At 38.5% G+C, this 26,827-nt stretch carries 29 protein-coding genes and 1 tRNA gene; 22 read left to right on the forward strand and 8 right to left on the reverse strand.

The window, feature by feature from the left end; all coding sequences use genetic code 11:
• Positions 1-188 precede the first annotated feature (188 nt).
• The 5 genes from AB1279_RS01945 (at position 189) to AB1279_RS01965 (ending at position 3,862) form a co-directional block, all read left to right on the forward strand.
• The gene (locus AB1279_RS01945) at positions 189-647 is read left to right on the forward strand and encodes an NUDIX hydrolase (protein ID WP_098308417.1); all 459 of its coding nucleotides are present in this window, start codon (positions 189-191) and stop codon (positions 645-647) included.
• A gap of 18 nt (positions 648-665) precedes the next feature.
• Entirely contained in the window at positions 666-1,547 is an 882-nt protein-coding gene (gene rapZ / locus AB1279_RS01950) for an RNase adapter RapZ (protein WP_429753153.1), read from the forward strand.
• A gap of 3 nt (positions 1,548-1,550) precedes the next feature.
• Positions 1,551-2,504: a gluconeogenesis factor YvcK family protein gene (locus tag AB1279_RS01955; protein WP_429757655.1), complete on the forward strand. Its 954-nt coding sequence runs from the start codon at positions 1,551-1,553 to the stop codon at positions 2,502-2,504.
• A 128-nt stretch (positions 2,505-2,632) separates the two neighbouring features.
• The gene (whiA, locus tag AB1279_RS01960) at positions 2,633-3,583 is read left to right on the forward strand and encodes a DNA-binding protein WhiA (protein ID WP_429757656.1); all 951 of its coding nucleotides are present in this window, start codon (positions 2,633-2,635) and stop codon (positions 3,581-3,583) included.
• A gap of 21 nt (positions 3,584-3,604) precedes the next feature.
• A complete protein-coding gene (locus tag AB1279_RS01965; protein WP_377880264.1) occupies positions 3,605-3,862 on the forward strand; it encodes an HPr family phosphocarrier protein in 258 nt (85 codons plus the stop codon).
• Between the two features lie 49 nt (positions 3,863-3,911).
• Here AB1279_RS01965 and clpP read toward each other — a convergent pair whose 3' ends face one another.
• The 8 genes from clpP to AB1279_RS02005 form a co-directional block, all read right to left on the reverse strand.
• Positions 3,912-4,493 (reverse strand): ATP-dependent Clp endopeptidase proteolytic subunit ClpP, encoded by a 582-nt coding sequence (gene clpP / locus AB1279_RS01970; RefSeq protein ID WP_098308426.1) that lies wholly within the window; start codon positions 4,491-4,493, stop codon positions 3,912-3,914.
• Positions 4,494-4,740: 247 nt separating this feature from the next.
• Complete coding sequence (locus tag AB1279_RS01975; RefSeq protein ID WP_429757657.1) at positions 4,741-5,616, reverse strand: DUF421 domain-containing protein; 876 nt, start codon at positions 5,614-5,616, stop codon at positions 4,741-4,743.
• 20 nt (positions 5,617-5,636) lie between these two features.
• A complete protein-coding gene (locus AB1279_RS01980) occupies positions 5,637-5,843 on the reverse strand; it encodes a DUF1657 domain-containing protein (protein WP_429753157.1) in 207 nt (68 codons plus the stop codon).
• Between the two features lie 11 nt (positions 5,844-5,854).
• Entirely contained in the window at positions 5,855-6,205 is a 351-nt protein-coding gene (gene spoVAE, locus AB1279_RS01985; protein ID WP_429753158.1) for a stage V sporulation protein AE, read from the reverse strand.
• Positions 6,206-7,219: a stage V sporulation protein AD gene (gene spoVAD / locus AB1279_RS01990; RefSeq protein WP_429757658.1), complete on the reverse strand. Its 1,014-nt coding sequence runs from the start codon at positions 7,217-7,219 to the stop codon at positions 6,206-6,208. It abuts the gene before it with no gap.
• Complete coding sequence (gene spoVAC, locus AB1279_RS01995; protein ID WP_429757659.1) at positions 7,220-7,696, reverse strand: stage V sporulation protein AC; 477 nt, start codon at positions 7,694-7,696, stop codon at positions 7,220-7,222.
• 34 nt (positions 7,697-7,730) lie between these two features.
• Positions 7,731-8,213, reverse strand: a complete 483-nt coding sequence (locus tag AB1279_RS02000; RefSeq protein ID WP_429753161.1) for a YhcN/YlaJ family sporulation lipoprotein — start codon at positions 8,211-8,213, stop codon at positions 7,731-7,733.
• 192 nt (positions 8,214-8,405) lie between these two features.
• Positions 8,406-8,612 carry a DUF1657 domain-containing protein gene (locus AB1279_RS02005; protein ID WP_336482332.1) on the reverse strand — a complete coding sequence of 69 codons (207 nt, stop codon included), beginning with the start codon at positions 8,610-8,612 and terminating at the stop codon, positions 8,406-8,408.
• 389 nt (positions 8,613-9,001) lie between these two features.
• On the opposite strand from AB1279_RS02005, the gene AB1279_RS02010 reads away from it, so the two are divergent.
• From AB1279_RS02010 to smpB, 17 genes are all read left to right on the forward strand, one after another.
• The gene (locus AB1279_RS02010; protein WP_429757660.1) at positions 9,002-10,915 is read left to right on the forward strand and encodes an APC family permease; all 1,914 of its coding nucleotides are present in this window, start codon (positions 9,002-9,004) and stop codon (positions 10,913-10,915) included.
• 259 nt (positions 10,916-11,174) lie between these two features.
• A tRNA-Arg gene (locus tag AB1279_RS02015) sits at positions 11,175-11,250 on the forward strand.
• Between the two features lie 351 nt (positions 11,251-11,601).
• Positions 11,602-12,897, forward strand: a complete 1,296-nt coding sequence (gene rpoN, locus AB1279_RS02020) for an RNA polymerase factor sigma-54 (RefSeq protein ID WP_429757661.1) — start codon at positions 11,602-11,604, stop codon at positions 12,895-12,897.
• Between the two features lie 9 nt (positions 12,898-12,906).
• The gene (locus tag AB1279_RS02025) at positions 12,907-13,155 is read left to right on the forward strand and encodes a glutaredoxin family protein (protein ID WP_429757662.1); all 249 of its coding nucleotides are present in this window, start codon (positions 12,907-12,909) and stop codon (positions 13,153-13,155) included.
• 133 nt (positions 13,156-13,288) lie between these two features.
• Positions 13,289-14,311 carry a sugar-binding transcriptional regulator gene (locus AB1279_RS02030; RefSeq protein ID WP_429761276.1) on the forward strand — a complete coding sequence of 341 codons (1,023 nt, stop codon included), beginning with the start codon at positions 13,289-13,291 and terminating at the stop codon, positions 14,309-14,311.
• Positions 14,312-14,345: 34 nt separating this feature from the next.
• Positions 14,346-15,350: a type I glyceraldehyde-3-phosphate dehydrogenase gene (gene gap, locus AB1279_RS02035; protein ID WP_429753165.1), complete on the forward strand. Its 1,005-nt coding sequence runs from the start codon at positions 14,346-14,348 to the stop codon at positions 15,348-15,350.
• 134 nt (positions 15,351-15,484) lie between these two features.
• Positions 15,485-16,669, forward strand: coding sequence for a phosphoglycerate kinase (locus AB1279_RS02040; protein ID WP_429753166.1), 1,185 nt, complete (start codon positions 15,485-15,487; stop codon positions 16,667-16,669).
• Between the two features lie 31 nt (positions 16,670-16,700).
• Positions 16,701-17,456, forward strand: coding sequence for a triose-phosphate isomerase (gene tpiA / locus AB1279_RS02045; RefSeq protein ID WP_429753167.1), 756 nt, complete (start codon positions 16,701-16,703; stop codon positions 17,454-17,456).
• On the forward strand, positions 17,453-18,982 hold the full coding sequence (gene gpmI, locus AB1279_RS02050) for a 2,3-bisphosphoglycerate-independent phosphoglycerate mutase (protein ID WP_429753168.1): 1,530 nt from the start codon (positions 17,453-17,455) through the stop codon (positions 18,980-18,982). Before tpiA ends, gpmI begins: the two co-directional genes overlap by 4 nt.
• 27 nt (positions 18,983-19,009) lie before the next feature.
• Entirely contained in the window at positions 19,010-20,305 is a 1,296-nt protein-coding gene (eno, locus tag AB1279_RS02055) for a phosphopyruvate hydratase (protein WP_429753169.1), read from the forward strand.
• 195 nt (positions 20,306-20,500) lie between these two features.
• A complete protein-coding gene (locus AB1279_RS02060; RefSeq protein ID WP_429757664.1) occupies positions 20,501-21,076 on the forward strand; it encodes a topology modulation protein in 576 nt (191 codons plus the stop codon).
• Between the two features lie 359 nt (positions 21,077-21,435).
• Positions 21,436-21,804 (forward strand): CidA/LrgA family holin-like protein, encoded by a 369-nt coding sequence (locus tag AB1279_RS02065; RefSeq protein WP_429757665.1) that lies wholly within the window; start codon positions 21,436-21,438, stop codon positions 21,802-21,804.
• Positions 21,801-22,490: an LrgB family protein gene (locus AB1279_RS02070; protein ID WP_429757666.1), complete on the forward strand. Its 690-nt coding sequence runs from the start codon at positions 21,801-21,803 to the stop codon at positions 22,488-22,490. Before AB1279_RS02065 ends, AB1279_RS02070 begins: the two co-directional genes overlap by 4 nt.
• A 102-nt stretch (positions 22,491-22,592) precedes the next feature.
• On the forward strand, positions 22,593-22,826 hold the full coding sequence (gene secG, locus AB1279_RS02075; protein WP_336482343.1) for a preprotein translocase subunit SecG: 234 nt from the start codon (positions 22,593-22,595) through the stop codon (positions 22,824-22,826).
• 145 nt (positions 22,827-22,971) lie between these two features.
• Positions 22,972-23,712 (forward strand): alpha/beta hydrolase, encoded by a 741-nt coding sequence (locus AB1279_RS02080; RefSeq protein WP_429753173.1) that lies wholly within the window; start codon positions 22,972-22,974, stop codon positions 23,710-23,712.
• Positions 23,713-23,825: 113 nt separating this feature from the next.
• Positions 23,826-26,165 carry a ribonuclease R gene (gene rnr / locus AB1279_RS02085; RefSeq protein ID WP_429761278.1) on the forward strand — a complete coding sequence of 780 codons (2,340 nt, stop codon included), beginning with the start codon at positions 23,826-23,828 and terminating at the stop codon, positions 26,163-26,165.
• 73 nt (positions 26,166-26,238) lie between these two features.
• Positions 26,239-26,706 carry an SsrA-binding protein SmpB gene (gene smpB, locus AB1279_RS02090; protein WP_377880243.1) on the forward strand — a complete coding sequence of 156 codons (468 nt, stop codon included), beginning with the start codon at positions 26,239-26,241 and terminating at the stop codon, positions 26,704-26,706.
• Positions 26,707-26,827: the final 121 nt, after the last annotated feature.

The following is a 26,827-nucleotide window of genomic DNA, read 5'->3' on the forward strand; positions in this document are numbered from 1 at the left end:
GGAGAAGAACGCTCCAAAAGGAAGTTTCACTTTATTTTTCACTGAATGGTGATGGGAATAGTCTCCCATCATCCTTTTTATTTGTCATGGGCCGGGCGTTCCTTCATTGTGACAAACTGTATTTGATAGTATAATGAAGTGAGTATATAATAGGGATTTCCCTGTTATAAGTAGCTGAGGTGAGAAGCTTGCAAAGAGTGACAAACTGTGTGTTAATCAAGGATAATGAAGTTCTCCTATTACAAAAACCTCGTCGGAATTGGTGGGTTGCTCCAGGTGGAAAGATGGAGCGCGGCGAAACAGTAAGAGAGTCGGTTGTTCGTGAATATCGCGAAGAAACGGGTATTTATTTAAAAAATCCAACATTAAAAGGTGTCTTTACTTTCGTGATCCAAGAAGGGGATAAGGTTGTTTCTGAATGGATGATGTTTTCCTTCTTAGCTACAGATTTTGCAGGAGAAAATAAATTGCAAAGCGAAGAAGGGATAATAGGCTGGCATACAGTTGATAAGATTGATGAGCTGCCAATGGCGCCAGGAGATTATCATATTATTGATTATTTAATTAAAGGAAATGGTATTATTTACGGTACATTTGTATATACACCAAATTTTGAATTACTTTCGTATCGATTAGATCCGAGTTAAACCATAAGGGGGGATATGATGGACGCACATAATGATATTAAAATGGTCATTATTACAGGAATGTCCGGAGCAGGAAAGACAGTTGCCCTGCAAAGCTTTGAGGATTTAGGATATTTTTGTGTGGATAATTTACCGCCCATGTTGTTGCCGAAGTTTGTTGAATTAATGGCAGATTCGAAAGGGAAAATGAATAAAGTAGCGCTCGGTATCGATTTGCGTGGCCGAGAGTTCTTTGATCACTTATGGGGAGCGCTTGATGATTTAACGGAGCGCACATGGATTATTCCTCATATTTTATTTTTAGATGCAAAAGATAGCACGCTTGTAACTCGTTATAAAGAAACAAGGCGTTCACATCCACTTGCTCCAACAGGTCTTCCGTTGAAAGGAATAGAAGCAGAGCGTACGCTGTTAACAGATATGAAGGCGCGCGCGAATATTGTACTTGATACGTCAGACTTAAAACCGAAAGAGTTAAGAGAAAAGATTGTTCAATTATTCTCAACTGAGAGTGAGCAAGCATTTCGTGTGAACGTGATGTCATTTGGATTTAAATATGGTATTCCAATTGATGCTGATTTAGTATTTGATGTTCGTTTTTTACCGAATCCATACTATATTCCACACATGAAGCCGTTAACAGGTCTTGATGAGGAAGTATCGTCCTATGTGCTGAAGTTTAATGAAACGCATAAATTTCTTGAGAAGTTAACAGACCTTATTTCCTTTATGCTTCCACATTATAAGCGAGAAGGAAAAAGTCAACTTGTCATTGCAATTGGATGTACAGGAGGGCAACATCGATCCGTTACGCTTGCAGAATATTTGACGAAACATTTGAAGCAAGAGTGTCCAACTCATGTATCTCATCGTGATGTGGAGAAGAGAAAGGGACATTAAGCGATGGGAAAAGAGAGGAAACCGAAAATCGTTATTATGGGGGGCGGAACTGGTCTATCCGTTTTACTGCGTGGTTTAAAAAAGTATCCTGTTGATATTACAGCAATTGTAACAGTTGCTGATGATGGGGGAAGTTCTGGAAGACTTCGTGATCAGTTAGAAATTCCACCTCCTGGAGACATCCGCAACGTACTTGTTGCGTTGTCCGATGTGGAGCCTCTTGTCGAGGCGTTATTCCAACATCGTTTTACATCGGGGGAAGGGTTAACGGGGCATGCGCTTGGTAATTTATTGTTAGCTGGAATGACAGCTATTACAGGCGATTTCTTTCATGCTATTACGGAGACAAGTAAAGTGTTAAATGTAAGGGGACGTGTGCTTCCGGCTGCGAATCAAAGTGTTGTTTTGCATGCGGAATTGGAAGATGGACAAATTGTAAGCGGGGAATCTAAAATTCCGTATTCCGGCAAAAAAATTAACCGTGTCTTTTTAACACCAGGGGAAGTAGAACCGCTTCATGAAACATTAATGGAAATTCAAAGAGCTGATTTACTTGTATTTGGGCCAGGTAGTCTGTATACAAGCATTTTGCCGAATTTAATGGTGAAAAAAATTGGCGATGCAGTCCTTCGCGCGAAGGCGAAGAAAGTATATGTCTGTAATGTAATGACCCAAGCTGGTGAAACAATGGGATATACAGCGTTTGATCATGTGAAAGCATTGCATGATCATCTTGGAGAAGCGTTTATTGATATAACAATAGTAAACGATGAGCCAATTCCGGCTGAATTATTAGGACGTTATGCAGAAGAAATGTCGGAGCCGGTTGTAATTGATGAAGGGCATTTTAAAGCGCAAAATATTAATTTGATTAAAGATCGTTTAGTAAAGTATGATGATCAAGTTGTACGTCATGATACAGTAAAACTAGCTTCGATTTTACATTCGTTAATATAAATTGTAAGCTTGAAGGAATAGTGAATGAGCTTGCATGGTGAAGGCGTTACTTCTTTGGAGTAACGCTACAAATTCATTTAGGGCATGAAAATAATTGTAATTTTATATTTTGTCAGGAGGTGAAATGGTTGTCATTTGCATCAGAAACAAAAAAAGAGCTGACAAAGCTTGAAATGAAGGGGTGCTGTGAGAGGACAGAGCTATCAGCATTACTTCGGATGAACGGTTCACTCTCCTTTTCAAATCGCCGTGTAATTATTGATATTCAAACGGAAAATGCAGCGATTGCTCGAAGAATTTATACATTATTGAAAAAAGGGTATAACGTTACAGTTGAGTTGCTTGTACGTAAGAAAATGCGCCTAAAGAAAAATAATGTGTATATCGTTCGTTTAGTTGAAAAAGCACGTGAGATTTTATCGGATTTGCATATTGTACGAGAGGACTTTTCGTTCATTCGTAATATTTCACAAGAATTAATTGAGAAAAAGTGTTGTAAACGTTCATACTTACGCGGTGCGTTTTTAGCTGGTGGTTCTGTTAATAATCCAGAAACATCATCATATCATTTAGAGATTTTCTCGTTATACAAAGAACATAATGATGCGATATGTGAACTTATGAACGAATTTGCATTAAATAGTAAAACGTTAGAAAGGCGAAAAGGGTATATTACGTATTTAAAGGAAGCGGAAAAGATTACCGAATTCTTAAATATTATTGGTGCTCATAACGCCCTTTTAAGGTTTGAAGATATTCGCATTGTGCGCGATATGCGTAATTCTGTAAATCGTCTTGTGAACTGCGAAACAGCAAACTTAAATAAAACGATTGGTGCAGCATTAAGGCAAATCGAAAATATTCGTTACATTGAAGAAACAGTTGGTCTAGATTTTTTACCAGATAAATTACGTGAAATCGCAGAACTGCGTATCAATTATCAAGATGTTACATTGAAAGAATTGGGGGAAATGGTATCCGGGGGGAACATTAGTAAATCGGGTATCAACCATCGTTTGCGTAAAATCGATGACATTGCAGATAAATTACGTGCTGGAGAAGCGATTGTAAAAAAATAAAAGATAAAGGGGAATGGAGCTGTGGTTCAAAAACAGGTAGAGGTGTTGTTGAAAGCTGGATTGCAAGCACGTCCGGCAGCGTTGTTTGTACAAGAAGCAAATCGTTTTCAAGCCGATATTTTTATGGAGAAAGACGGAAAAACGGTCAATGCTAAGAGTATTATGGGGATTATGAGCTTAGCAATCGGAGCTGGATGCAAAGTTACAATTACTACAGAAGGATCAGATGAAACAGCAGCATTAGAAGCACTTGTGGCTTATGTGCAAAAGGAACAATAAAAAAGAGCTATCGCGAATGCGCGATAGCTCTTTTTGTAATCCGCTTTTATTAGCGATTTGTAAAGATCTTGTCGATTAAGCCGTATTCTAGTGCTTTGTCTGCTGTCATGAAGTTGTCACGCTCTGTGTCGCGCTCGATTACTTCTAAATCTTGACCTGTACGTTCAGAAAGAATTTTGTTTAATTTATCACGCAAGAATAGGATGCGTTTTGCAGCGATTTCGATTTCTGTCGCTTGTCCTTGTGCACCGCCAAGTGGTTGGTGAATCATAACTTCACTGTTTGGAAGAGCGAAACGCTTTCCTTTTTCACCAGCAGCAAGCAGGAAAGCACCCATAGATGCAGCCATACCGATACAAATTGTAGATACTTTTGGTTTAATGAATTGCATTGTATCGTAAATTGCCATACCTGCTGTAATAGAGCCACCAGGACTGTTGATATATATATGAATATCTTTTTCTGGGTCTTGTGATTCTAAGAATAAAAGCTGAGAAACAATTGAGTTTGCTACGTTGTCATCAATTGCGCTGCCAAGCATAATGATGCGGTCTTTTAATAAACGAGAGTAAATGTCGTAAGCGCGTTCCCCGCGATTTGTTTGTTCAATAACTGTAGGAATTAAATTCATGTGTAACTTCCTCCTTTAACACATTTGTTAGTTTTATAATACAATTATGGTCAATAAAGGTCAAACGAAACCACTTCAGTTTAAAAAATATGTATGTGTATCATGTTAATTCGCTACTGATAAGGAATTCCCTTCTTCTATACCTTCATCATCATAACCGAATTGTATGAATTTAAACATATCAAACATGGAGAAAGACTGCTACAAAAAAAGAACGCCGTTACATATATAAGCGTTCTTTTCTCTCTTATTCTTTAAGTAGATACGTTACTTTATTTAAAATTTCTTCTATCTTCTTTGCATTATTTGCATACATGCTGCTAGCGGCATTTGATTTCGTTTCTAAAGAAAATAGTTCGAGATCAGCATGACACTTTTTTAAGGAAGCAAGTAATAATGGCTTGTCTTGAGGGGAAGGCATTTGGATTTTATCGTTGTATATGTCGACAGTTAGTTGTCCGTAAGAATCGATTTGTCCGATGAAAACATTATCTAATGCAACCCCAATTTTTTCGAGCTCCGTGCGAAGCCAAGCGCGGTTATGGCCGCTAGCTGAAAGAGGTTCATCTAGTATGTTTCCATCCATAATGACTGTGTGCGTTTCTTTTTCATTTGGTACTTTTAAGCCGACGTCTTTTGCGGTTAGTGGTTGTCTGTCTTTCTTTAGTAAAACGTTTAATTCCCCGCTTGGTTCTAGTACAGCGTATTCAACATCATTTATGTTAAAGACATCTTTTTTTCGAAGAAGCTCTAGTAGTTCATCACTTGTATATTTTTCCTTTTTTAAATTATCTTCGAGTACTTTTCCATCTTTTATAAAAATAGTGGATTTACCTTCAAAAAAATCTCGTACCGTCTTATTTTTTAAGGAAATCAGTCCTGCGAAAAAAGGTATGACAGCAAAAACCATCATACTAGAAATACCGTGGAAGAAGTTTTGTTCCAATCCTGTCGATACTTCTGCAGCGATATCACCAATCGTCATACCGGCTATGTATTCAAAAAAGGAAAGTTGAGAGATTTGTCTTTTGCCAAGCCATTTCGTAATGGCGAATAAAACAACTAAGACACATAAAGAACGTATAATGACAAGCGGCCATTCTGGTATGTGAATGTTAGGCATATAAAGTCCCTCCAGTCTTCTTAAAATCCTTTATATTGTGGTTCTTCTAGTTCCAATGCTGAAACTCGTCTTTGTAAATCAGCGATGACACTATCCATTTCTATCATGCATTCATGAAAAACGCGTTTTGCTTCTTCGTCAGCAGCGTTTTGTGAAAGTGTACTTAAATTTGCCTGTGCGCCTTTTAAGCTGGCAAGGCATGTTTTTACACTAGCGACAACGGTCATAGGAACACCTCTTATCCTTTTGGTTTAAATAATAAAGCTCCGATAAAACCGAAGATAATCGCGGCAGATACACCGGCGCTTGTTACTGCAAACATTCCTGTTATAACTCCAATGATGCCATGCTTATCCGCTTCTGCCAGCGCACCGTGAACAAGGGCGTTACCGAAGCTTGTAATAGGAACTGTTGCACCGGCCCCGGCAAAATCAATTAATGGCTCATACAAATTGAGTCCGTCTAATATGGCACCAATGACAACAAGCGTTGACATTGTATGAGCGGGAGTAAGTTTAAAGACATCAAACATAATTTGACCAATCACACAAATGGCGCCGCCAATTACGAAAGCCCAAAAAAAGATCATTTATTGTACACCTCCAACTTCAATGGATACTGCATGGGCGATACATGGAATTGTTTCTTGCTGCTGGAAAGTTAATGGGGAAAGTAAAGCGCCGGTAGCGACTACGAGCATTTTGCTGAATTCCCCTTTCTTCATGCGATTTAATAAATGCCCATACACGACAGTGGCTGAACAGCCTGGACCGCTCGCTCCTGCTAAAATCGGTTGATCGTCCCTATAAATGAGTAATCCGCAATCTTGAAACTGCTCGCTTGTTACAGATGTTCCTTGCTTACGCAGTAAATCAAAAGCAATTTCGCGTCCTACATGACCGAGATCACCTGTTACAATTAAGTCATAGTAGGATGCATCAATTTGTCGTTCTCTTAAATGTGCTTCTATTGTATCGACAGCAGCGGGCGCCATGGCACCTCCCATATTAAATGGATCTGATAAACCCATATCAATAACTCGTCCAATTGTTGCTGACGTAACGCAAGGTCCGTCTCCTTGATCACTTAATAGAGCAGCCCCCGCTCCAGTTACTGTCCACTGAGCGGTAGGGGGCTTTTGTCCTCCATATTCAGTTGGATATCGGAATTGCTTTTCAACAGCGGTATTATGGCTAGAAGCTCCTGTTAATAAGTATTTCGCTCCTTTTCCATTTACAATACTCGCACCTAAAGCAAGGCCTTCCATTGAAGTAGAGCAAGCCCCAAACAATCCGAGATAAGGAGCGCCGAGTGTTCGGGAGGCAAAACTTGAGGGAGTGATTTGATTGATAAGATCTCCTGCTAGAATAAATTGAATATCTTCTTTACGCAGTTTTGCTTTTTCTGTTGCCCTGCTGCAAGCTTCTTCGAATAAAATTCGATGTGCTTTTTCATAGGAGTCTTGTCCTAACCATAAATTGTCATGCAATGTATCGAAATCTTCAGGGATGTTTCCGTTTGCTTCGAATGGTCCGCCGATGACACCAGTTGATATAATTACCGGCTTATTTTCAAATACCCATGTTCGGTGACCTTGTAACATTTAAAACCCTCCCCATTGAACTAAAATGGTTTTAATAAGTGCGATGACAAAAGCGGAAAATACACCAAATAAAATAACGGATCCTGCTAACTTAAACATATTCCCGCCTACCCCAAGAACAAAGCCTTCTGTACGGTGTTCAATACAAGCTGCGATGACTGAATTTCCAAAGCCGGTAACAGGAACAGCTGTACCAGCCCCGCCAAATTGAGCTAGTCGATCGTACACACCAAAGCCTGTTAGGAGCATGGAAATAAAAATCATTGTAGCTACAGTCGGATTACCAGCTGACCTTTCAGTGAAATCGAAATACGTAATATAAAACGTAGAAATAAGTTGACCGATTAAGCAAATAAATCCGCCGACAAAAAAAGCTTTTATACAATTTTTCAGAACAGGCCGTTTCGGTTCACGCTGCTTTTCAAATTGTTTATACTCTTGCTGTGCTGGTGTTAAATCTTTATTTCTCTTTGACATATGAATCCTTCCTTTTCTGTTTTGAAAAGTATCATTACGTATCGGAATGCATTTCTTTTTTCACTATTTTTAGTTGTTTTTTTACTTCCTCCTTATCTAATTCTTTATTTTTAATCTTGGTATCTAACTTATCGAGTAACGTGAAAATTTTTTTATCCGTACTTACATAAATTTTTACATTAGGATACATCTTTTTTAATGTTTGTTTTATTTCTTTTCGTAGTTTCTTTAGCTGAAAGCGTTCACGATGCTTTGGTTTAACAGCTACATAAAGTTCGTTATTGAAATTAACAGCTTTTACTTCAAGTATTTCATCCATAGCAAGAATCTTATTTTTCGCTTCATTCGCTGCCGATTGATCAATGGATTCTATGTTTACCTTTGTTAGTTTCGCATCTGTTTTATTTCTTTTCTGTGTTGATTCTTGCTTTACTTGTTTATCTAATGGACTGTGACATCCGCATAGGAAACCGAATAAGAGAAGGAATAACAAGGAGATTGTTCCGAATTTTCGCATGGTATCATTCCATTTCTATTGCTTTATGTAATTGGATTTGAAAAAAGGATGATATTGTATCACCCTTTTTTCAGCTAATCAGAAAGTATACATATAATAATGAACTAGCCTATGTGTGTAGGCATACATTGATAAGTATCATTCTGTTTTGTTGGTATACTGGCTTGTGGATGACCGATTTTTCTTATGTTGTTATTGCTGTGTATATTGAGGCTCTTCTTGTTCAACTTCTTGAACACGCGGAGATAAAGACTCAATAATTGATTGTGTTTGTTGAGCTGCACTTTGGAATAATTGCTTTGCTTGTTGGTTATCAGTATCAAGAGCAAATCCTTCTAAGCTTGCTTGTGCACTTTTTAATCCTGAAACAGTTTGTTTAAGTTTTGTAATTACAGTCATAACGTAATTCCTCCTCTGGTTGAATTTGATTTCAATCATTAGAGTTTGTGAATAGGCACTGAAATATAATTACCAATTTTAGGTTTATTTGAAAGCGTATCATTTTTAATTTTAAAAAATACAAGAAAACTAACATGGATAATGATAGAGGAGGTATTAAATAATAAGGGATAGAAGAATTTAGTTCTTCTATCCACCATTATGCAGCCCGTTAGCATGAAGCTAGCGGGTTTTTCGTATTATATATAATGAATTTCTAAATATAGATTGTAGATTTTTTATTGTGAATATTTTCGAAAACTACATAGTTTATATTTTGTTGTTCAAAATATTATGTATCAATTAAAATAAGGAGAATAAAAAAATAGCAATTAAAAGGAGAAAAAGTTATGGATCATCATACTTTAGTTAGATGGTTGGAAGCAGTATTAATCATACTAGCATTGGTTGCAATTTGGTTTTCTGCAAGCAACTTCAGTAATGTGAAGCGATTTTTAATTGGTCGTCCTATGCGAACATCAGAGCTTCATGCGCACCATAACAAGTTATTTTGGTTGATTGCACTGCCTATCCTTTCAGCGGATTTGTATTCATCCGTTGCATATGGACCTGAATCAGGAATGACAGAGCTTGCAGGGCTTGGTCCTGGTGCGAAATGGTTGATTTTGCCTATTACGATTTCTACTATCGTTCTTTTGGCAATTTTGATTGTATCTTATATTATGGGGATTTTGGCATATCCAAACGGCGGGGGAGCATATGCCATTGCAAAAGATAACTTCAAGCCGCGATGGGTTTCTCTCGTTGCTTCTAGTTCATTGCTCGTTGATTACGTGTTAACCGTGGCTGTATCTGTATCTGCAGCTATAGAAGCCGTTTCATCTGCTTACCCTGTAGTTACTCCATATGAAACGATTTTGGCCATTTTGTGTGTTATTCTCTTAGTACTTGTAAACTTGCGAGGAGTAGCAGAATCAGCTCGCGTTTTTGCTTGGCCGACATTTGGTTTTATGATTTGTATGTTAATTTTAATTTTTACCGGATTTTTTGATGAACTTCGTCATGGATTTATCCAATCAACTACACCATCCTTTGGAACGGTTCCAGAGGGATTAACAACTTTATTGATTTTGAAAGCGTTCAGCTCAGCTTGTTCGGCGCTTACAGGAATTGAGACGATTTCGAATGCAGTTCCTATTTTTAGAGAACCGCAGCAAAAAAACGCAATTAAAACTTATATTGCTTTAGGTAGTATCACAGCTGTGACATTGTTCGGATTTTCGTTTCATTTATATACGAAAGGAATTACGCCAGATCCGCACAACACCATGTTGTCTCAGTTAGCTGGCATGTATTTTGGTCATGGGATTTTATACCAAGTAATTATATGGTTTACGTTTATCGTTTTAATTTTAGCGGCAAATTCGACGTTTACAGGATTTTCTCAGCTTGCTGCAATTGTAGCAGCAGATGGATTTTTGCCTCGAAGTTTGACAAATCGCGGAGATCGTTTAGGGTATTCAAACGGAATTATTGTATTAGCATCATTGGCATGTATTTTGATTATCTCGTTTCATGCGCATACGAATGCTTTAATTCCATTGTATGCGATCGGTGTTTTCCTTTCATTTACAGTAGCGCAAATTGGTTTGATGCGCCGCTGGAAACGAATTAAAGGACCGAATTGGAAAGTTAAGCTTACGATTAATACAGTTGGTGCGGTTATTACATCAATAGTCGCTGTTATTTTCGCTGTTACAAAGTTTACAGGCGGTGCTTGGGTTGTATTAGTTGTATTGCCTATTATTATTTTTATCTCAATGGCTATTCACAAGCATTATGAAGATGTTGCAAAAGAACTGCGCATTGATATGCAGAGCATACGTCCAGAAGCAAGCAATGTCGTTACTCTTGTTTTAGTGTCAGGTGTTCATCGTGTTGTGAACAATACGCTTTCCTTTGCGAAAAGTTTAGATGTTGATCCGATTGCTGTATACGTTGGTTTCGATGAGCAATCTATAGATAAAATGGAGAAAAAGTGGAAAGAGTGGGGAACTCCTTGTAGGCTGGTCGTTCTTCGTAGTAAATATCGTTCTCTTCTTGAACCATTGAATCGTCTTATTAAAACAATAGAGGCGAAACAAGAAAATGGGGGGCATATCCATATTATTATCCCTCAGTTTATTCCGCACAAATGGTGGCATCATGTATTACATAACCAAAGTGCACTTCTTTTACGAATGTGGTTTATTCGTCATAAAGATATCGTGATCACAACGGTTCCGTATCATTTGCATAAATAATTCATTTCGGTTATTTATGAATTTACTCCTGATAATTTGAGTTATAGCGCCTGCGTCGTTAATCGACGCGGGTGTTTCTTTATTGTATGAACGGATAAGGTTGAAGGAAGAGAAGTGTAGGATGTAAGAGTGGCTTTGTAAGCTGCAACATAAGAAGTAATTGCTTCTAAAACGAAGATATCGTATAATAAACATTACGCAAAGCAGTGTGAAAGTGTCTCTTGCGGTTGTAAGTACATGATACTATTATATATTTCATGCGCCCATAGCTCAGCTGGATAGAGCGGTGGTTTCCGGTACCACGTCTGCCGGGGGTTCGAATCCCTCTGGGCGCGTAAAAAAACCCTAACTTCAATTTTGAAGTTAGGGTTTTTTATTAGTTTGTTTATAAAGTTCTTAGAATATACAGGAGAAAAAGAGTAGTTTAAGTATAACGAAACTTCATTATACTTAAATTACTCTTTTTAATTGTTATTTCTTGAAATAGGAGTTACTATTAGTATGTGGTATAAAGTGTATGAGTATTTTTAAAATTTCGGTATTTTCTTTCGGTATCACCTATTTTTTGGTTGTAATATATAAACTTAATTAATACATATGAAGTAATAATATATGGATGTTGGTATTTTGTAAGGATTCTCCTTTTGAGAAACTTATTGTACAATAGAAGTGAGGGGGAGATTAGGTTGAAAGCAAGTCTTTTACAAGAACAAAGTTTACGTTTGGCAATGACGCAAGAGTTAAGACAAGCGATTACAATGCTCCAGTACAATGTGCAGGAATTAACGGAGTTTTTGTATGAGCAATCGCTGGAGAATCCCCTTATCGAGTTGAGTGGATTTGACAGGGAGAAGAAAAAGAGTACAACAACAAGTAAACAAACAGAGAATCAAATGGAAATTTATAGTGTAGATTCAACGACGATTCAACAGCATTTAGTTAGTCAATTACAGTATTATAAAATAGATGAAGAACAAAGGAAAATTGCCTCATTCATTATTTTAAATGTGGATGAGAACGGATATTTACAAGAAACAAATGAGGAATTAGCAGCGTTATTATCAGTATGTGTAGAAGAAGTTAATAGATGTATGGAGCTCGTTCAATCGTTAGAGCCAGCAGGGGTAGCGGCAAGAAATATTCAGGAGTGTCTATCAATCCAATTAAAGCGCTTACAAAAGAAGAGTGCATTAGCAGAAATGATTGTGGATGAACATTTTGCATATTTTGTAAAGAAAGATTGGCGCAAGTTAGTAAATGTTCTAAAATGTAGTACAGAAGAATTGCAAGAAGCTGTTCATGTGATTACATCACTGCAGCCGAAACCAGGTTTGGCTTTTTCTTCGGAAAAGCCGATGTACATCGTGCCTGATATGGCGGTGAAAAAAGAAGATAATCGTTTGATAATTCAAATGAATGAACGTAATATGCCGAGAATTGAAATTCATGCAGAATATAGTGAGCTCCTTCATAATAGTGAAAGAGACGTCGCTTCTTATGTATCTGAAAAATATCAGCATGTACAATGGATTATGCGCAGTTTAAAACAAAGAAAACAAACGCTCCTGAAAGTAATGGAAGTGATTATTGAAAAGCAGCGCGACTTTTTTATGAATGGTCCTCAATATTTAAAGCCGCTTGCATTAAAAGAGGTAGCTGAGATATTAGGTGTCCATGAGTCAACAATCAGCCGTGCAACGCGTAATAAATATGTGCAAACACCATATGGTTTACTTGAGATGAAATCATTCTTTAGTAATGCAGTAGCGACAACAGAAGATGAAGCAATTTCGACAAAGAGAGTGAAACAGCTTATTCAAGAGTTTGTGGGAAAAGAAGATAAGAAAAAACCACTTTCAGATCAAAAGATTTCAAAAATGTTAGAGGAAGAACATGAAATTGTTGTTTCGCGCAGAACGGTAGCGAAATATCGAGAGCAGTTAAACATTCCGGCGTCTTCACTGCGAAAAACGATTGTATAGGTGATGAATATGGAGGTTATTCTATATACAAAAGAAGAATGTGGTCTTTGTGAGAAGGCGAAAAAGCTTCTGCAAGAGCTGAAAACTGAATATGTATTTGATCTAAAGGAAATAAATATTTATGAGGATGAACAGCTGTTAGAAAAATATCATCTTATGATTCCTGTCGTTGAAATTGAAGGGGAAGAGGTAGAATATGGAATCATTCACAAAGATGTCATAATAAACAGCATAATTCGTGCAATAAGAGTTGAATAACTTTGGATCTCCTGTTACAATAATAACCGTAGCAGGGATTATTTTTTTACTCTATGTGGGACACAAATTGTCACTACGGGACATATAATGACCATATAGGGAATGAACCAATGTGGTGAGGAGATACAATATGATGCGCTCATGGATTCAGTATACGAAAAAATTATTACCTGATCTGCTACCTGTTATGCAAAAAAGAATGCAAATTCTTCAGTACATTCGGTTAACACAACCTATTGGCAGAAGAAACTTATCTGCAAGTCTTGGTATGACAGAACGAGTATTACGAAGTGAAGTACAGGTTTTGAAAGAAGAGAACTTGGTTCACGTCGCCACTTCTGGAATGACATTAACAGAAGAAGGAACAGCTGTTGTTCTTGCTTTGGAAGACTTTATGAAAGAAATTTCAGGTTTAAAGGTTTTGGAAAAACAGCTTAAGGAAACATTAGACTTGGATGAAGTTTTCGTTGTCCCTGGTGATAGTGATGAATCACCTTGGGTTAAGCTCGAGATGGGCCGCGCTTGTGTTGCTTGTATAAAAGATCGTCTGACAGCGAATAATATCGTTGCTGTGACTGGAGGAACAACAATAGCTGCCGTAGCTGATATGATGCAATTGGATTGCAGGGATTTACATACATTATTTGTCCCAGCACGCGGTGGAATAGGAGAGAGTGTTGAGCTAGAAGCAAACACAATCTGTGCGAAAATGGCACAAAATACGATGAGCAACTATCGTTTATTGTATGTTCCCGATCATGTGAGCAGCGAAGCATACGCATCCATTGTAACGGAACCTTCTGTGAAAGAAATTCTTGAGTTGATTCGATCTTCCAATATTGTCATTCACGGAATCGGTGATGCCTTAACGATGGCGCGTAGACGAAGTACTTTAGAAGCAGATTGGATGAAAATTAAAGAAATGCAGGCAGTCGGTGAAGCGTTTGGTTATTACTTTAACGAACAAGGTGAAGTCGTTCATAAAGTACAAACGGTCGGCATGCAACTTGAAGATTTACAACATGTATCTCATGTCGTTGCAGTTGCTGGAGGTTCATCAAAAGCAAAAGCAATTCAAGCAGTAATTAAACAAGGACACACTTCATTACTCATCACAGATGAAGGTGCAGCAAAACAGTTAGTAGAGGGTAAATAACCCTTAATATACATCCCCCAAGGAGGAAATTCAAATGACTAAAATTGGTATTAATGGATTTGGCCGTATCGGACGTGTAGTATTCCGCGCAGCTCTTAACAACCCTAACGTGGAAGTAGTAGCAATCAACGACTTAACAGATGCTAAAACATTAGCACATCTTTTAAAATATGACTCTGTTCATGGAGCAGTAAATGCAGAAGTATCTGCTAACGGCGACAGCATCGTTGTTAACGGTAAAGAAATCAAAGTTATCGCTGAGCGTGACCCAGCTCAATTACCATGGAGCGACTACGGCGTAGAAGTAGTAGTAGAATCTACTGGACGCTTCACTAAAAAAGCAGATGCTGAAAAACACTTAGGTGGAACAGTTAAAAAAGTTATCATCTCTGCACCAGCTTCTGACGAAGATATCACAATTGTTATGGGTGTTAACCACGAACAATACGATGCAGCTAATCATAACGTAATCTCTAACGCTTCTTGTACTACAAACTGCTTAGCTCCATTTGCTAAAGTATTAAATGAAAAATTCGGCGTAAAACGCGGTATGATGACTACAATTCACTCTTACACTAACGACCAACAAATCTTAGACTTACCACATAAAGATTTACGTCGTGCACGTGCAGCAGCAATGAGCATGATTCCAACTACAACTGGTGCAGCTAAAGCAGTAGCATTAGTATTACCAGAACTTAAAGGTAAATTAAACGGTGGTGCAGTTCGTGTTCCAACTGCTAACGTATCTCTTGTTGACTTAGTTGTTGAACTTGAGAAAGAAGTAACAGTTGAAGAAGTAAACGCAGCATTCAAAGCAGCTGCTGAAGGCGAATTAAAAGGTATCCTTGGATACAGCGAAGAGCCATTAGTATCTATCGACTATAACGGATGCACAAACTCTTCTACAATTGATGCATTATCTACAATGACTATGGAAGGTAACATGGTTAAAGTACTTTCTTGGTACGATAACGAAACTGGTTACTCTAACCGCGTAGTTGATTTAGTAGACTATATCGCTTCTAAAGGTCTTTAATTCATAAGTTTATGCGTAATTAATGACAAAACGAGGGAGAGGGTTTATTCCCTCTCTCTTCTTTCGTTTTATAAGCAAATGTGATAAGCTTTTGAATGGGTTTTGTCAATCCTAACTAGTCGGAGGGAAATCCAATGAACAAAAAATCAATTCGTGACGTAGATTTAAAGGGTAAACGAGTATTTTGCCGCGTTGATTTCAATGTACCTATGAAAGAAGGCAAAATTACAGACGAGACTCGTATTCGTGCAGCTCTTCCTACAATTCAATATTTAGTAGAGCAAGGTGCAAAAGTGATTTTAGCAAGCCATTTAGGTCGTCCAAAAGGACAAGTGGTAGAAGAAATGCGTCTAACTCCAGTAGCAGTACGTTTAGGCGAGCTTCTTGGTAAAGACGTGAAAAAAGCGGACGAAGCATTCGGACCTGCTGTACAAGAAATGGTTGCAGCAATGAACGAAGGCGACGTATTAGTTCTTGAAAACGTGCGTTTCTATGCGGGCGAAGAAAAGAACGATGCTGAACTTGCGAAAGAATTTGCAGCTCTTGCTGATATCTTCGTAAACGATGCATTCGGTGCAGCTCACCGTGCTCATGCTTCTACTGCAGGTATTGCAGATTACTTACCAGCAGTATCAGGTTTCTTAATGGAAAAAGAATTAGAAGTACTAGGTAAAGCACTTTCTAATCCAGATCGTCCATTTACAGCAATCATCGGTGGTGCGAAAGTAAAAGATAAAATCGGTGTAATACGTCATCTACTTGATAAAGTTGATAACTTAATCATTGGCGGCGGACTTGCTTATACATTTGTAAAAGCATCAGGTCATGAAATTGGAAAGTCTCTATGTGAAGATGACAAAATTGAACTAGCAAAAGAGTTTATGCAACTTGCAAAAGAAAAAGGTGTAAACTTCTACATGCCAGTTGATTGCGTCGTTGCAGATGACTTCTCTGAAACTGCAAACCGACAAGTTGTAGATATCGATTCTATTCCTGCTGATTGGGAAGGCTTGGATATTGGACCAAAAACAAGTGCAATTTATGCAGACGTAATTAAAAACTCTAAGCTTGTTGTATGGAACGGACCAATGGGCGTATTCGAAATGGCTCCATTTGCAGAAGGTACAAAAGCAGTAGGACAAGCATTAGCAGAGGCAGAAGGTACATACTCTGTTATCGGCGGTGGTGACTCTGCAGCAGCTGTTGAAAAATTCGGTATGGCTGATAAAATGAGCCACATTTCTACTGGCGGCGGTGCGTCATTAGAATTCATGGAAGGTAAAGAACTTCCTGGTGTAGTTTGTCTTAACGACAAATAATTAGCAGCCAAGAAAAAGGACGGTGCAAAGCATGCGTAAACCAATTATCGCAGGTAACTGGAAAATGAATAAAACTCTATCTGAAGCAGTTAGCTTCGTAGAGGAAGTAAAAGGTCAAATCCCGGCTAGGGCAGCTGTTGATGCAGTTGTTTGCTCTCCAGCTCTTTTCTTAGAGCGTCTTGTAGCGAAGGCAGAGGGAACTGACTTACAAGTAGGTGCACAAAACATGCACTTCGAGAAAAACGGTGCGTTTACTGGTGAGATTAGCCCAGTAGCACTTAGCGACTTAAAAGTAAGCTATGTAATTTTAGGTCACTCTGAGCGCCGTGAAATGTTTGCTGAAACAGACGAAACAGTAAACAAAAAGACGTTAGCAGCATTTGAGCATGGTTTAACACCAATCGTTTGCTGTGGTGAAACGTTAGAAGAGCGCGAAAGCGGCAAAACATTTGATCTTGTAGGGGATCAAGTGAAAAAAGCACTTGTAGGCTTAACAGAAGAGCAAGTAAAAGTAACTGTTATCGCATATGAGCCAATTTGGGCAATCGGTACAGGTAAATCTTCTTCTGCACAAGATGCAAACGAAGTATGTGCGCACATCCGTAAAGTTGTTGCTGAAGCTGTTTCTCCGGCAGCTGCAGAAGCAGTTCGTATTCAATACGGCGGCAGCGTAAAACCTGAAAACATTAAAGAATATATGGCACAATCTGATATCGATGGTGCTTTAGTTGGCGGTGCAAGCTTAGAGCCTGCGTCCTTCTTAGGTCTTTTGGAGGCGGTAAAATGAGAAAGCCAACAGCTTTAATCATTCTTGATGGTTTTGGACTACGTGAAGAAACTTACGGGAATGCTGTAGCACAAGCTAAGAAACCTAATTTCGACGGCTACTGGAACAAGTTCCCTCACACAACACTAACAGCGTGCGGTGAGGCGGTAGGTCTTCCAGAGGGTCAAATGGGTAACTCTGAGGTAGGTCACTTAAATATTGGTGCCGGCCGCGTTGTATACCAAAGCTTAACGCGTGTTAACGTTGCAATTCGTGAAGGTGAGTTCAATCAGAATGAAACATTCCAAAGTGCAATGAAACACGTGAAAGAAAAAGGTACAGCCCTTCATTTATTCGGTTTACTTTCTGATGGTGGTGTACATAGTCATATTGACCATATGTTTGCTCTTCTTCGCTTAGCTGCAAAAGAAGGCGTGGAGAAAGTATACATCCATGCATTCTTAGATGGCCGCGATGTTGGTCCGCAAACAGCAAAAGGTTATATCGATGCAACAAATGAAGTGATGAAAGAAACAGGAGTAGGACAGTTCGCGACAATCTCCGGTCGTTACTACTCCATGGACCGTGACAAGCGTTGGGATCGCGTTGAAAAATGTTACCGTGCCATGGTGAACGGCGAAGGCCCTACTTACAAAACAGCATATGAGTGTGTGGATGACTCATACGCAAATGGTATCTACGATGAATTCGTATTGCCGTCTGTAATGGTAAATGAAGATGAAACGCCAGTTGCAACAATCAATGATGATGATGCAATCATCTTCTACAACTTCCGTCCAGACCGTGCAATTCAGATCGCTCGTGTATTTACAGACGAGGACTTCCGTGAGTTCGATCGTGGTGAAAAAGTACCTCACATTCCAGAATTCGTTTGTATGACACACTTTAGTGAAACAGTAAAAGGTTATGTAGCATTCAAGCCAATGAACTTGGACAATACGTTAGGTGAAGTTGTTTCACAAGCGGGATTAAAACAACTTCGCATTGCGGAAACTGAAAAGTATCCGCACGTTACATTCTTCTTTAGCGGTGGTCGTGAGGCTGAATTCCCAGGGGAAGAGCGTATCTTAATTAATTCACCAAAAGTCGCAACATACGACTTGAAACCAGAAATGAGCATTTATGAAGTAACAGATGCTCTTGTAAATGAAATTGAGAATGACAAACATGATGTTATCATTCTAAACTTTGCAAACTGTGATATGGTTGGCCATTCTGGGATGATGGAACCAACAATTAAAGCAGTAGAAGCAACTGACGAATGTTTAGGAAAAGTTGTAGAAGCAATTCTTGCAAAAGATGGTGTAGCACTTATTACTGCTGACCATGGTAATGCTGATGAGGAGTTAACTCCAGAAGGTCAGCCAATGACAGCTCATACAACGAACCCGGTTCCTTTCATCGTTACAAAAGAAGGTATTGAGCTTCGTGAAGGCGGTGTTTTGGGAGATATCGCACCAACAATGCTTACACTTCTTGGTGTTGAACAACCAAAAGAAATGACAGGTAAAACAATTATTAAATAATTACTTATATAAAAGGAGAGAAATAATATGCCAGCAATTTTAGATATTTATGCTCGTGAAGTTTTAGACTCTCGTGGTAACCCAACTGTAGAAGTAGAAGTATACACAGAAAGCGGCGCATTCGGACGCGCATTAGTACCAAGTGGTGCATCTACTGGTGAATACGAAGCAGTAGAATTACGTGACGGTGACAAATCTCGTTACCTTGGTAAAGGTGTTCTTAACGCAGTAAATAACGTAAACGAAGTTATCGCTCCAGAAATCATTGGTTTCGACGTAACTGACCAAGCTGGAATTGACCGTGCTATGATCGAATTAGACGGCACTCCAAACAAAGGTAAATTAGGCGCTAACGCTATCCTTGGTGTATCTATGGCAGTAGCTCACGCAGCAGCTGACTACGTAGGTCTTCCATTATACCGTTACCTTGGCGGATTCAATGCAAAACAATTACCAACTCCAATGATGAACATCATCAACGGTGGTTCTCACGCTGACAACAACGTAGACTTCCAAGAGTTCATGATCTTACCAGTTGGTGCTCCAACATTCAAAGAAGCAATCCGTATGGGTGCTGAAGTATTCCATGCATTAAAAGCTGTATTACATGACAAAGGTCTTAACACAGCAGTAGGTGACGAAGGTGGATTCGCTCCAAACCTTGGTTCTAACCGTGAAGCATTAGAAGTAATCATCGAGGCAATCGAAAAAGCTGGTTACAAAGCTGGCGAAAACGTATTCCTAGGAATGGACGTTGCTTCTTCTGAGTTCTATAACAAAGAAACTGGTAAATACGACCTTGCAGGCGAAGGCCGCACTGGCTTAACTTCTGCAGAAATGGTTGATTTCTATGAAGAGCTTTGCAAAGACTTCCCAATCATCTCTATTGAAGATGGTTTAGATGAAAACGACTGGGACGGCCACAAGTTATTAACTGAACGTCTTGGCGGCAAAGTTCAATTAGTTGGTGACGACTTATTCGTAACGAACACGCAAAAACTTGCTGAAGGTATCGAAAAAGGTATCGCTAACTCTATCCTAATTAAAGTTAACCAAATCGGTACTTTAACTGAAACTTTCGAAGCAATCGAAATGGCTAAACGTGCTGGTTATACAGCAGTTGTATCTCACCGTTCTGGTGAAACTGAAGATGCTACAATCGCTGACATCGCAGTTGCAACGAACGCTGGCCAAATCAAAACTGGTTCTATGAGCCGTACTGACCGTATTGCGAAATACAACCAATTATTACGCATCGAAGACGAACTAGGCGAAATCGCTGTTTACGATGGTTTAAAATCTTTCTACAACTTAAAGAAGTAATTTCTGTAAGGTAGTAAGTATTTGAACTTAGTCGTACAATCGATATTGCTTTTTAACCTCCTATTTTTATAGGAGGTTTTTTATATGTTTTTTGACTCATACACTATGTTTCATTTTAAATGGGGGAAAATTCCTTTTCAGTATCTAAAAGCCAACCTATAATGGAAAAAGAAGGGGAAAAGGAGTTGATGTGCGGTGAATCGCATTATGGTGATTGGAATTTCGGCAGGTGTAGGGAAATCAACATTTGCACGAAATTTAGCGGAAATCTTATATATACCTGTTTATCATTTAGATGCTTTCTATTGGAAGCCTGGTTGGGTAGAGGCTTCAATAGAAGAGTTTTCAACAGCACAGCAGGATATTGTAAATCAACATCAATGGATTATAGAAGGAAATTACAGCAATACTTTTGAGATTCGTGCAGAACATGCTGATACAATTATTTATTTAGAACTTCCACTCTATATATGCCTGTACCGTGTTATAAAGCGCTGGTTAACGAATATTGGAAAAACAAGGCCTGATATGGGCGCAGGATGTAAGGAAAAAATCGATTGGGATTTCATTAAGTTCATATGCACAACTTACTATCCTCGTAAGAGAAAAATGGCTGAACGATTACAGTTCTTTCAATCGCTAGGCTCTAAAAAGGTTATTATTACGTTGAAGAGTAAACAAGAGATTAACTCCTATTTAGAAAATATAAAAAAGCAGGAAGAAATTGCACGTGTTGACTTTAGTAATTTAAATAAAAATAATCCTTTTTAAAAAACGAGTACAATTGCTTTATAAGGCAATTTTTTTTGTATTAACAAAGCAAGAAAAATGGAAAAAATATAAAAAGGCATGATCCAGTTTATAGACAGGTTTTTAATGTATATATGATCTCATAACTAAATCGATTTCCAGTGTTAAATTCTCACTAAAAAAGTCTGAAAATATAAACTTTATACTGCGATAACTTTATTCTACCTCTGATTCGGTTTACAAATACAGTAAAAATGCCAATGTAAGCGCATACCATGGTCGGTTTTCCTGGTCAATTCGAGAAATTGCGGGTTATTACAATTTATACTATGATAAATATAGAAATTATAAAGAATCGTATAATGAAGGATGATAGACAAATGAAATTTACAAAAATTATTGTCCAAATAGCAGCGCTTTACGTGTTTAATATGATTGGCACGTGGATACAAGGAGTGCTGCATATCCCGATTCCAGGAAGTTTAATAGGGATGTTCTTGCTGCTCATATTGCTCGGTTTAAAAGTCCTTCCAGTAAAATGGTTTGAATTAGGAACAGAAACATTAATGGCTCTTATGCCATTTTTATTAATACCTCCGACCATTGGTTTAATGAATTATGGTTCTTTTTTTATGAATAAAGGTATTTCGCTGTGCATTACTGTTGTCGCGAGTACGTTTTTAATTATTGTTGTAGCAGGACATACAGGACAATATCTTGCGAATAGAAAGGAAAAGGAGACACAATGAGTATAGTAATCGGAATTGGTTGGATTATTGTAACAGCTTTACTGTATCAACTGTCAAAGAAGATTTATAAATGGATTCCAACACCGTTTACAGTTCCTATGCTTGTTGCAACAGCTTTAATGATCTTGTTGTTAGTTGTATTCCATATACCCTATCAACAATACATGCAAAGCGGCGGGGGCTGGATTTCGAAATTGCTTGGTCCAGGTGTGGTAGCATTTGCAATTCCTCTATATCAACAACGCAGCGTTTTGAAGAAGTATGTTGTACCAATTGCTGGCGGTGTATTAGTGGGAACGATTGTTGCAATTGCAAGTGATATGATAATTGCAACAATTATGGGAACGGATAAAAGCTTGATTTTATCTTCTTTGCCGAAGTCAGTAACGATGCCAGTAGCCATGAGTGTGTCAGAAGAAGTTGGCGGTGTCCCATCTTTAACAGCAGCTTTCGTAGTAGTTGCAGGAGTATCTGGAACCATTACTGGTCCTCTTTTATTAAAATGGAGCAGAGTGACAAATTCTGTTGGAAAAGGAATTGGATTTGGCTGTGCATCCCATATTATGGGCGTTATGCGTGCGATGAAAAATAATGAGCATGAAGGTGTAATTGGGTCAGTAACAATGACATTAACAGCAATCTTAACATGTTTACTTGGTCCGTTGTTTGCGGCGTTTTTTATTTAATCTGGTGAAGTATTCGGTGAGTGAGAGCCCATGAGACGCTCTCGCTTTTCCAATTATTTTATGATACATTTAAAGTAATTGAAACTTTAGGAGGCATGTAAAGTGCATACGTTTTTATCAGTTTTACTTATTATTGTATCACTGTTATTGATTGTACTTGTATTAATGCAATCTAGTAAGAGTGCTGGTTTATCCGGTGCAATTTCCGGCGGAGCGGAGCAATTATTCGGTAAGCAAAAAGCGCGCGGAATCGAAGCTGTATTAAACCGTATTACAGTTGTTCTTGCTGTATTATTCTTCGTATTAACATTTGCCGTTACGTATTTACAAGTATAAATAGAAAAGATTCGCCTTCTTGGGTTGAATCTTTTTTATTTTTTATCGAAAAAGTTTCTGATTAGATTATGGAAAAGAAACTATGATACACTATAAATAGATCATACATGAAGATTACATTATAGGAAGAGAAGGAGAACGTGAAATGAAGCTAGCATCCCCAAAACCGTTTACATTTGAGGCGGGAGAACGTGCAGTTTTACTATTACATGGATTTACAGGGAACTCTGCAGACGTTCGTATGCTCGGACGTTATTTAGAGACAAAAGGCTATACATGTCATGCGCCGATTTATAAAGGTCATGGTGTACCGCCGGAGCAGCTTGTGCACACAGGTCCAGAAGACTGGTGGAAAGATGTTATGGCAGCATACCAACATTTAAAAGATAAAGGATATGAAAAGATTGCAGCTGTTGGTTTATCGCTTGGCGGCGTTTTTTCGTTAAAGCTTGCTTATACAATGCCAATTATCGGAGTTGTACCAATGTGTGCACCGATGTACATTAAGAGTGAAGAAATCATGTATCAAGGTATACTGGCATACGCACGTGAATATAAAAAACGTGAGCGTAAATCACCAGAGCAAATTGAAGCAGAGATGTTTGAGTTTAAGCAAACACCGATGAATACATTAAAAGCACTGCAAGATTTAATTCGTGATGTACGCAATAACATTGACATGATTTATGCACCGACGTTTGTCGTTCAAGCACGCCATGATGAAATGATTAATACAGATAGCGCAAACATTATTTATAACGGTGTAGAGTCAAATTTAAAAGACATCAAATGGTACGAGGATTCCACGCATGTAATTACGCTGGATAAACAGCGTGATGAGCTGCACGAAGATGTATATAACTTCTTGGAGCAACTAGATTGGTAAGATCTAGTTGCCTCTTTTTTACATAAGCAAACATCATTTATACATGACTATATTTTCGGATAGACTATAAAATACGAGGATTTATAAGGAGGTTTTTGTACTTGGAAGAAATCATGCAAGCAAACATCGATAAATTGTTATCGTTTATGAAAGAAGAAGCATATAAGCCGCTTACTGTGCAAGAGTTAGAAGAAGCGTTTGGTATTGAAGATGCGGCTGACTTTAAAGAGTTTGTGAAAGCACTTGTCATTATGGAGGAAAAAGGGCGTGTTGTTCGTACAAGAAGTAACCGCTACGGTCTTCCAGAAAAGATGAACTTAGTACGCGGTAAACTAATTGGACATGCTCGCGGGTTTGCGTTTGTCGTACCTGAAGAAAAAGGGTTAGATGATATTTTTATTCCGCCAACAGAATTAAAGGGTGCACTACACGGTGATACAGTATTAGCACGTATTAGTTCGGAATCAAGCGGTTCACGCAAGGAAGGGACAATTGTTCGAATTATTGAACGCGGAACAAAGGAATTAGTTGGTACATATACAGAATCGAAAAATTTTGGGTTTGTTATCCCTGACAATAAGCGATGGGCGAGCGACATTTTCGTTCCAAAAAGTGCTTCTATGGGTGCAGTAGAAGGACATAAAGTCGTTGTTAAAATTACAAGCTACCCACAAGATCGTTTAAGTGCAGAAGGAGAAGTTATTCAAATTCTTGGTCATAAAAATGACCCAGGCGTTGATATTTTATCAGTTATCCATAAGCATAACTTACCGCTTGCGTTTCCGGCAGATGCAATGGAGCATGCGAACAGTGTACCAGAAACAATTGATGAGAACGATTTACAAGGGCGCCGTGATTTGCGAGACCAAACAATTGTTACAATCGATGGCGCGGATGCGAAAGACTTAGATGATGCGGTTACGGTAACGAAACTTGAGAATGGTAACTACAAGCTGGGTGTGCATATTGCGGATGTAAGCCATTATGTTACGGAAGGATCTGCAATTGACCGTGAAGCAGCTGAACGAGGAACGAGTATTTATCTTGTAGACCGTGTTATTCCAATGATTCCGCATCGTTTGTCTAACGGAATTTGTTCATTAAATCCAAAGGTAGATCGTTTAACATTATCTTGTGAAATGGAAATTAATGATCAAGGGGAAGTAGTGAGTCATGAGATTTTCCAAAGCGTTATTAAAACGACGGAACGCATGACGTACTCAGATGTGAAGCAGATTCTAGACGATGAAGATGAAGAATTAATGGCGCGTTATGAGCCGTTAGTACCAATGTTCCAAGAGATGGGGAAATTGGCTGCCATTTTACGTGAAAAGCGTATGCGCCGCGGAGCAATTGATTTTGACTTCAAAGAAGCAAAAGTACTAGTGGATGAAGAAGGAAAACCGACTGATGTGATTTTGCGTGATCGTTCTGTAGCTGAGAAATTAATTGAGGAATTTATGCTTGTAGCAAACGAAACAGTCGCTGAGCATTTCCACTGGATGAACGTACCGTTTATGTACCGTGTTCACGAAGATCCAAAAGAAGATAAACTAGAGCGTTTCTTTGAGTTTATTACAAACTTCGGTTATGCGGTAAAAGGTCGCGGGAACGAAGTACATCCGCGTGCGCTTCAACAAATTCTTGAAATGGTACAAGGTCAGCCTGAAGAAGTTGTTATTTCGACAGTTATGCTTCGTTCCATGAAGCAAGCTCGTTATGATGCAGAGAGTATCGGCCATTTTGGTTTATCCACAGAGTTTTATACACATTTCACATCACCGATTCGCCGTTATCCAGATTTAATTGTGCACAGATTGATTCGCACGTATCTCATTAACGGAAAAGTCGATAGTGAGACACAAGCAAAGTGGCGTGAAAACTTACCGGATATTGCCGAGCATTCTTCCAACATGGAGCGCCGTGCTGTTGAAGCAGAGCGTGAAACGGATGAACTGAAAAAAGCAGAGTACATGCTTGATAAAATTGGTGAAGAATACGATGGAATTATTAGTTCTGTAACAAACTTCGGTTTATTCGTAGAGCTTCCAAATACAATTGAAGGTCTTGTTCATGTCAGCTATTTAACGGATGATTATTATCGTTATGATGAACATCATTTTGCGATGATTGGCGAACGTACAGGAAATGTCTTCCGTATTGGTGATGAGATTACGATTCGCGTTGTGAATGTAAACAAAGATGAGCGTGCAATTGACTTTGAAATTGTCGGTATGAAAGGCAATGTGAAACGACAACGAAAAGATCGTCCTGTTGTAATTGAGCAGCCAAAAGGAAGTAGAAGAAAACGTAGCGATCGTGAAAACAATCGCGGCGGCCAAGGCAAAGAATCAAATCGAAATGGGAATGGCAAACGAAATGGTGCCAAAAAGAAAAAGCCATTCTTTGAAAATGCACCGAACTTTAAGAAGAAAAAGAAAAAACGTAAGTAAGAAAGAAGCCATATATGGCTTCTTTCTTCATATTTTGCTACAATGATAAAAATGAAGGGAGGCGTCAATCGAGATGCCAAAAGGTCAAGGAAAAGTCATCGCACAAAATAAAAAAGCATATCATGATTATTTTATTGAAGAAACATACGAAGCAGGTCTTGTCCTTCAAGGAACGGAAATTAAGGCGATTCGTGCAGGCCGTGTAAACTTAAAAGATGCCTTTGCGCGTGTGCAAAATGGTGAAGTATGGGTACATAATATGCATATTAGTCCATATGAACAAGGAAATCGTTTTAACCATGATCCGCTTCGTACAAGAAAGTTACTTCTTCATAGAAGAGAAATTTTAAAGCTTATTGGGTATACGAAAGAAACAGGGTATACGCTTGTACCGCTTAAAATTTATTTGAAAAATGGATTTGCGAAAATGGAACTAGGTTTAGGTAAAGGTAAAAAGCAATATGATAAGCGCCATGATTTAAAAGAGAAAGAAGCAAAACGTGAAATTGCACGTGCATTCCGTGATCGTCAAAAAGCGTAATACAGAAATTTACAATTGCAAAATGACGATCGTGTGCTATAATAACAAATGTAAGGCCAGTTGAACATTGAAAAACAGCTCAATAGCAGCTATCACGAATATACTTCGTATGCTCCATTTC

The sequence above is a fragment of the Bacillus sp. S14(2024) genome, assembly GCF_050473785.1.
GTDB classification, from domain to species: Bacteria; Bacillota; Bacilli; order Bacillales; family Bacillaceae_G; genus Bacillus_A; species Bacillus_A yunxiaonensis.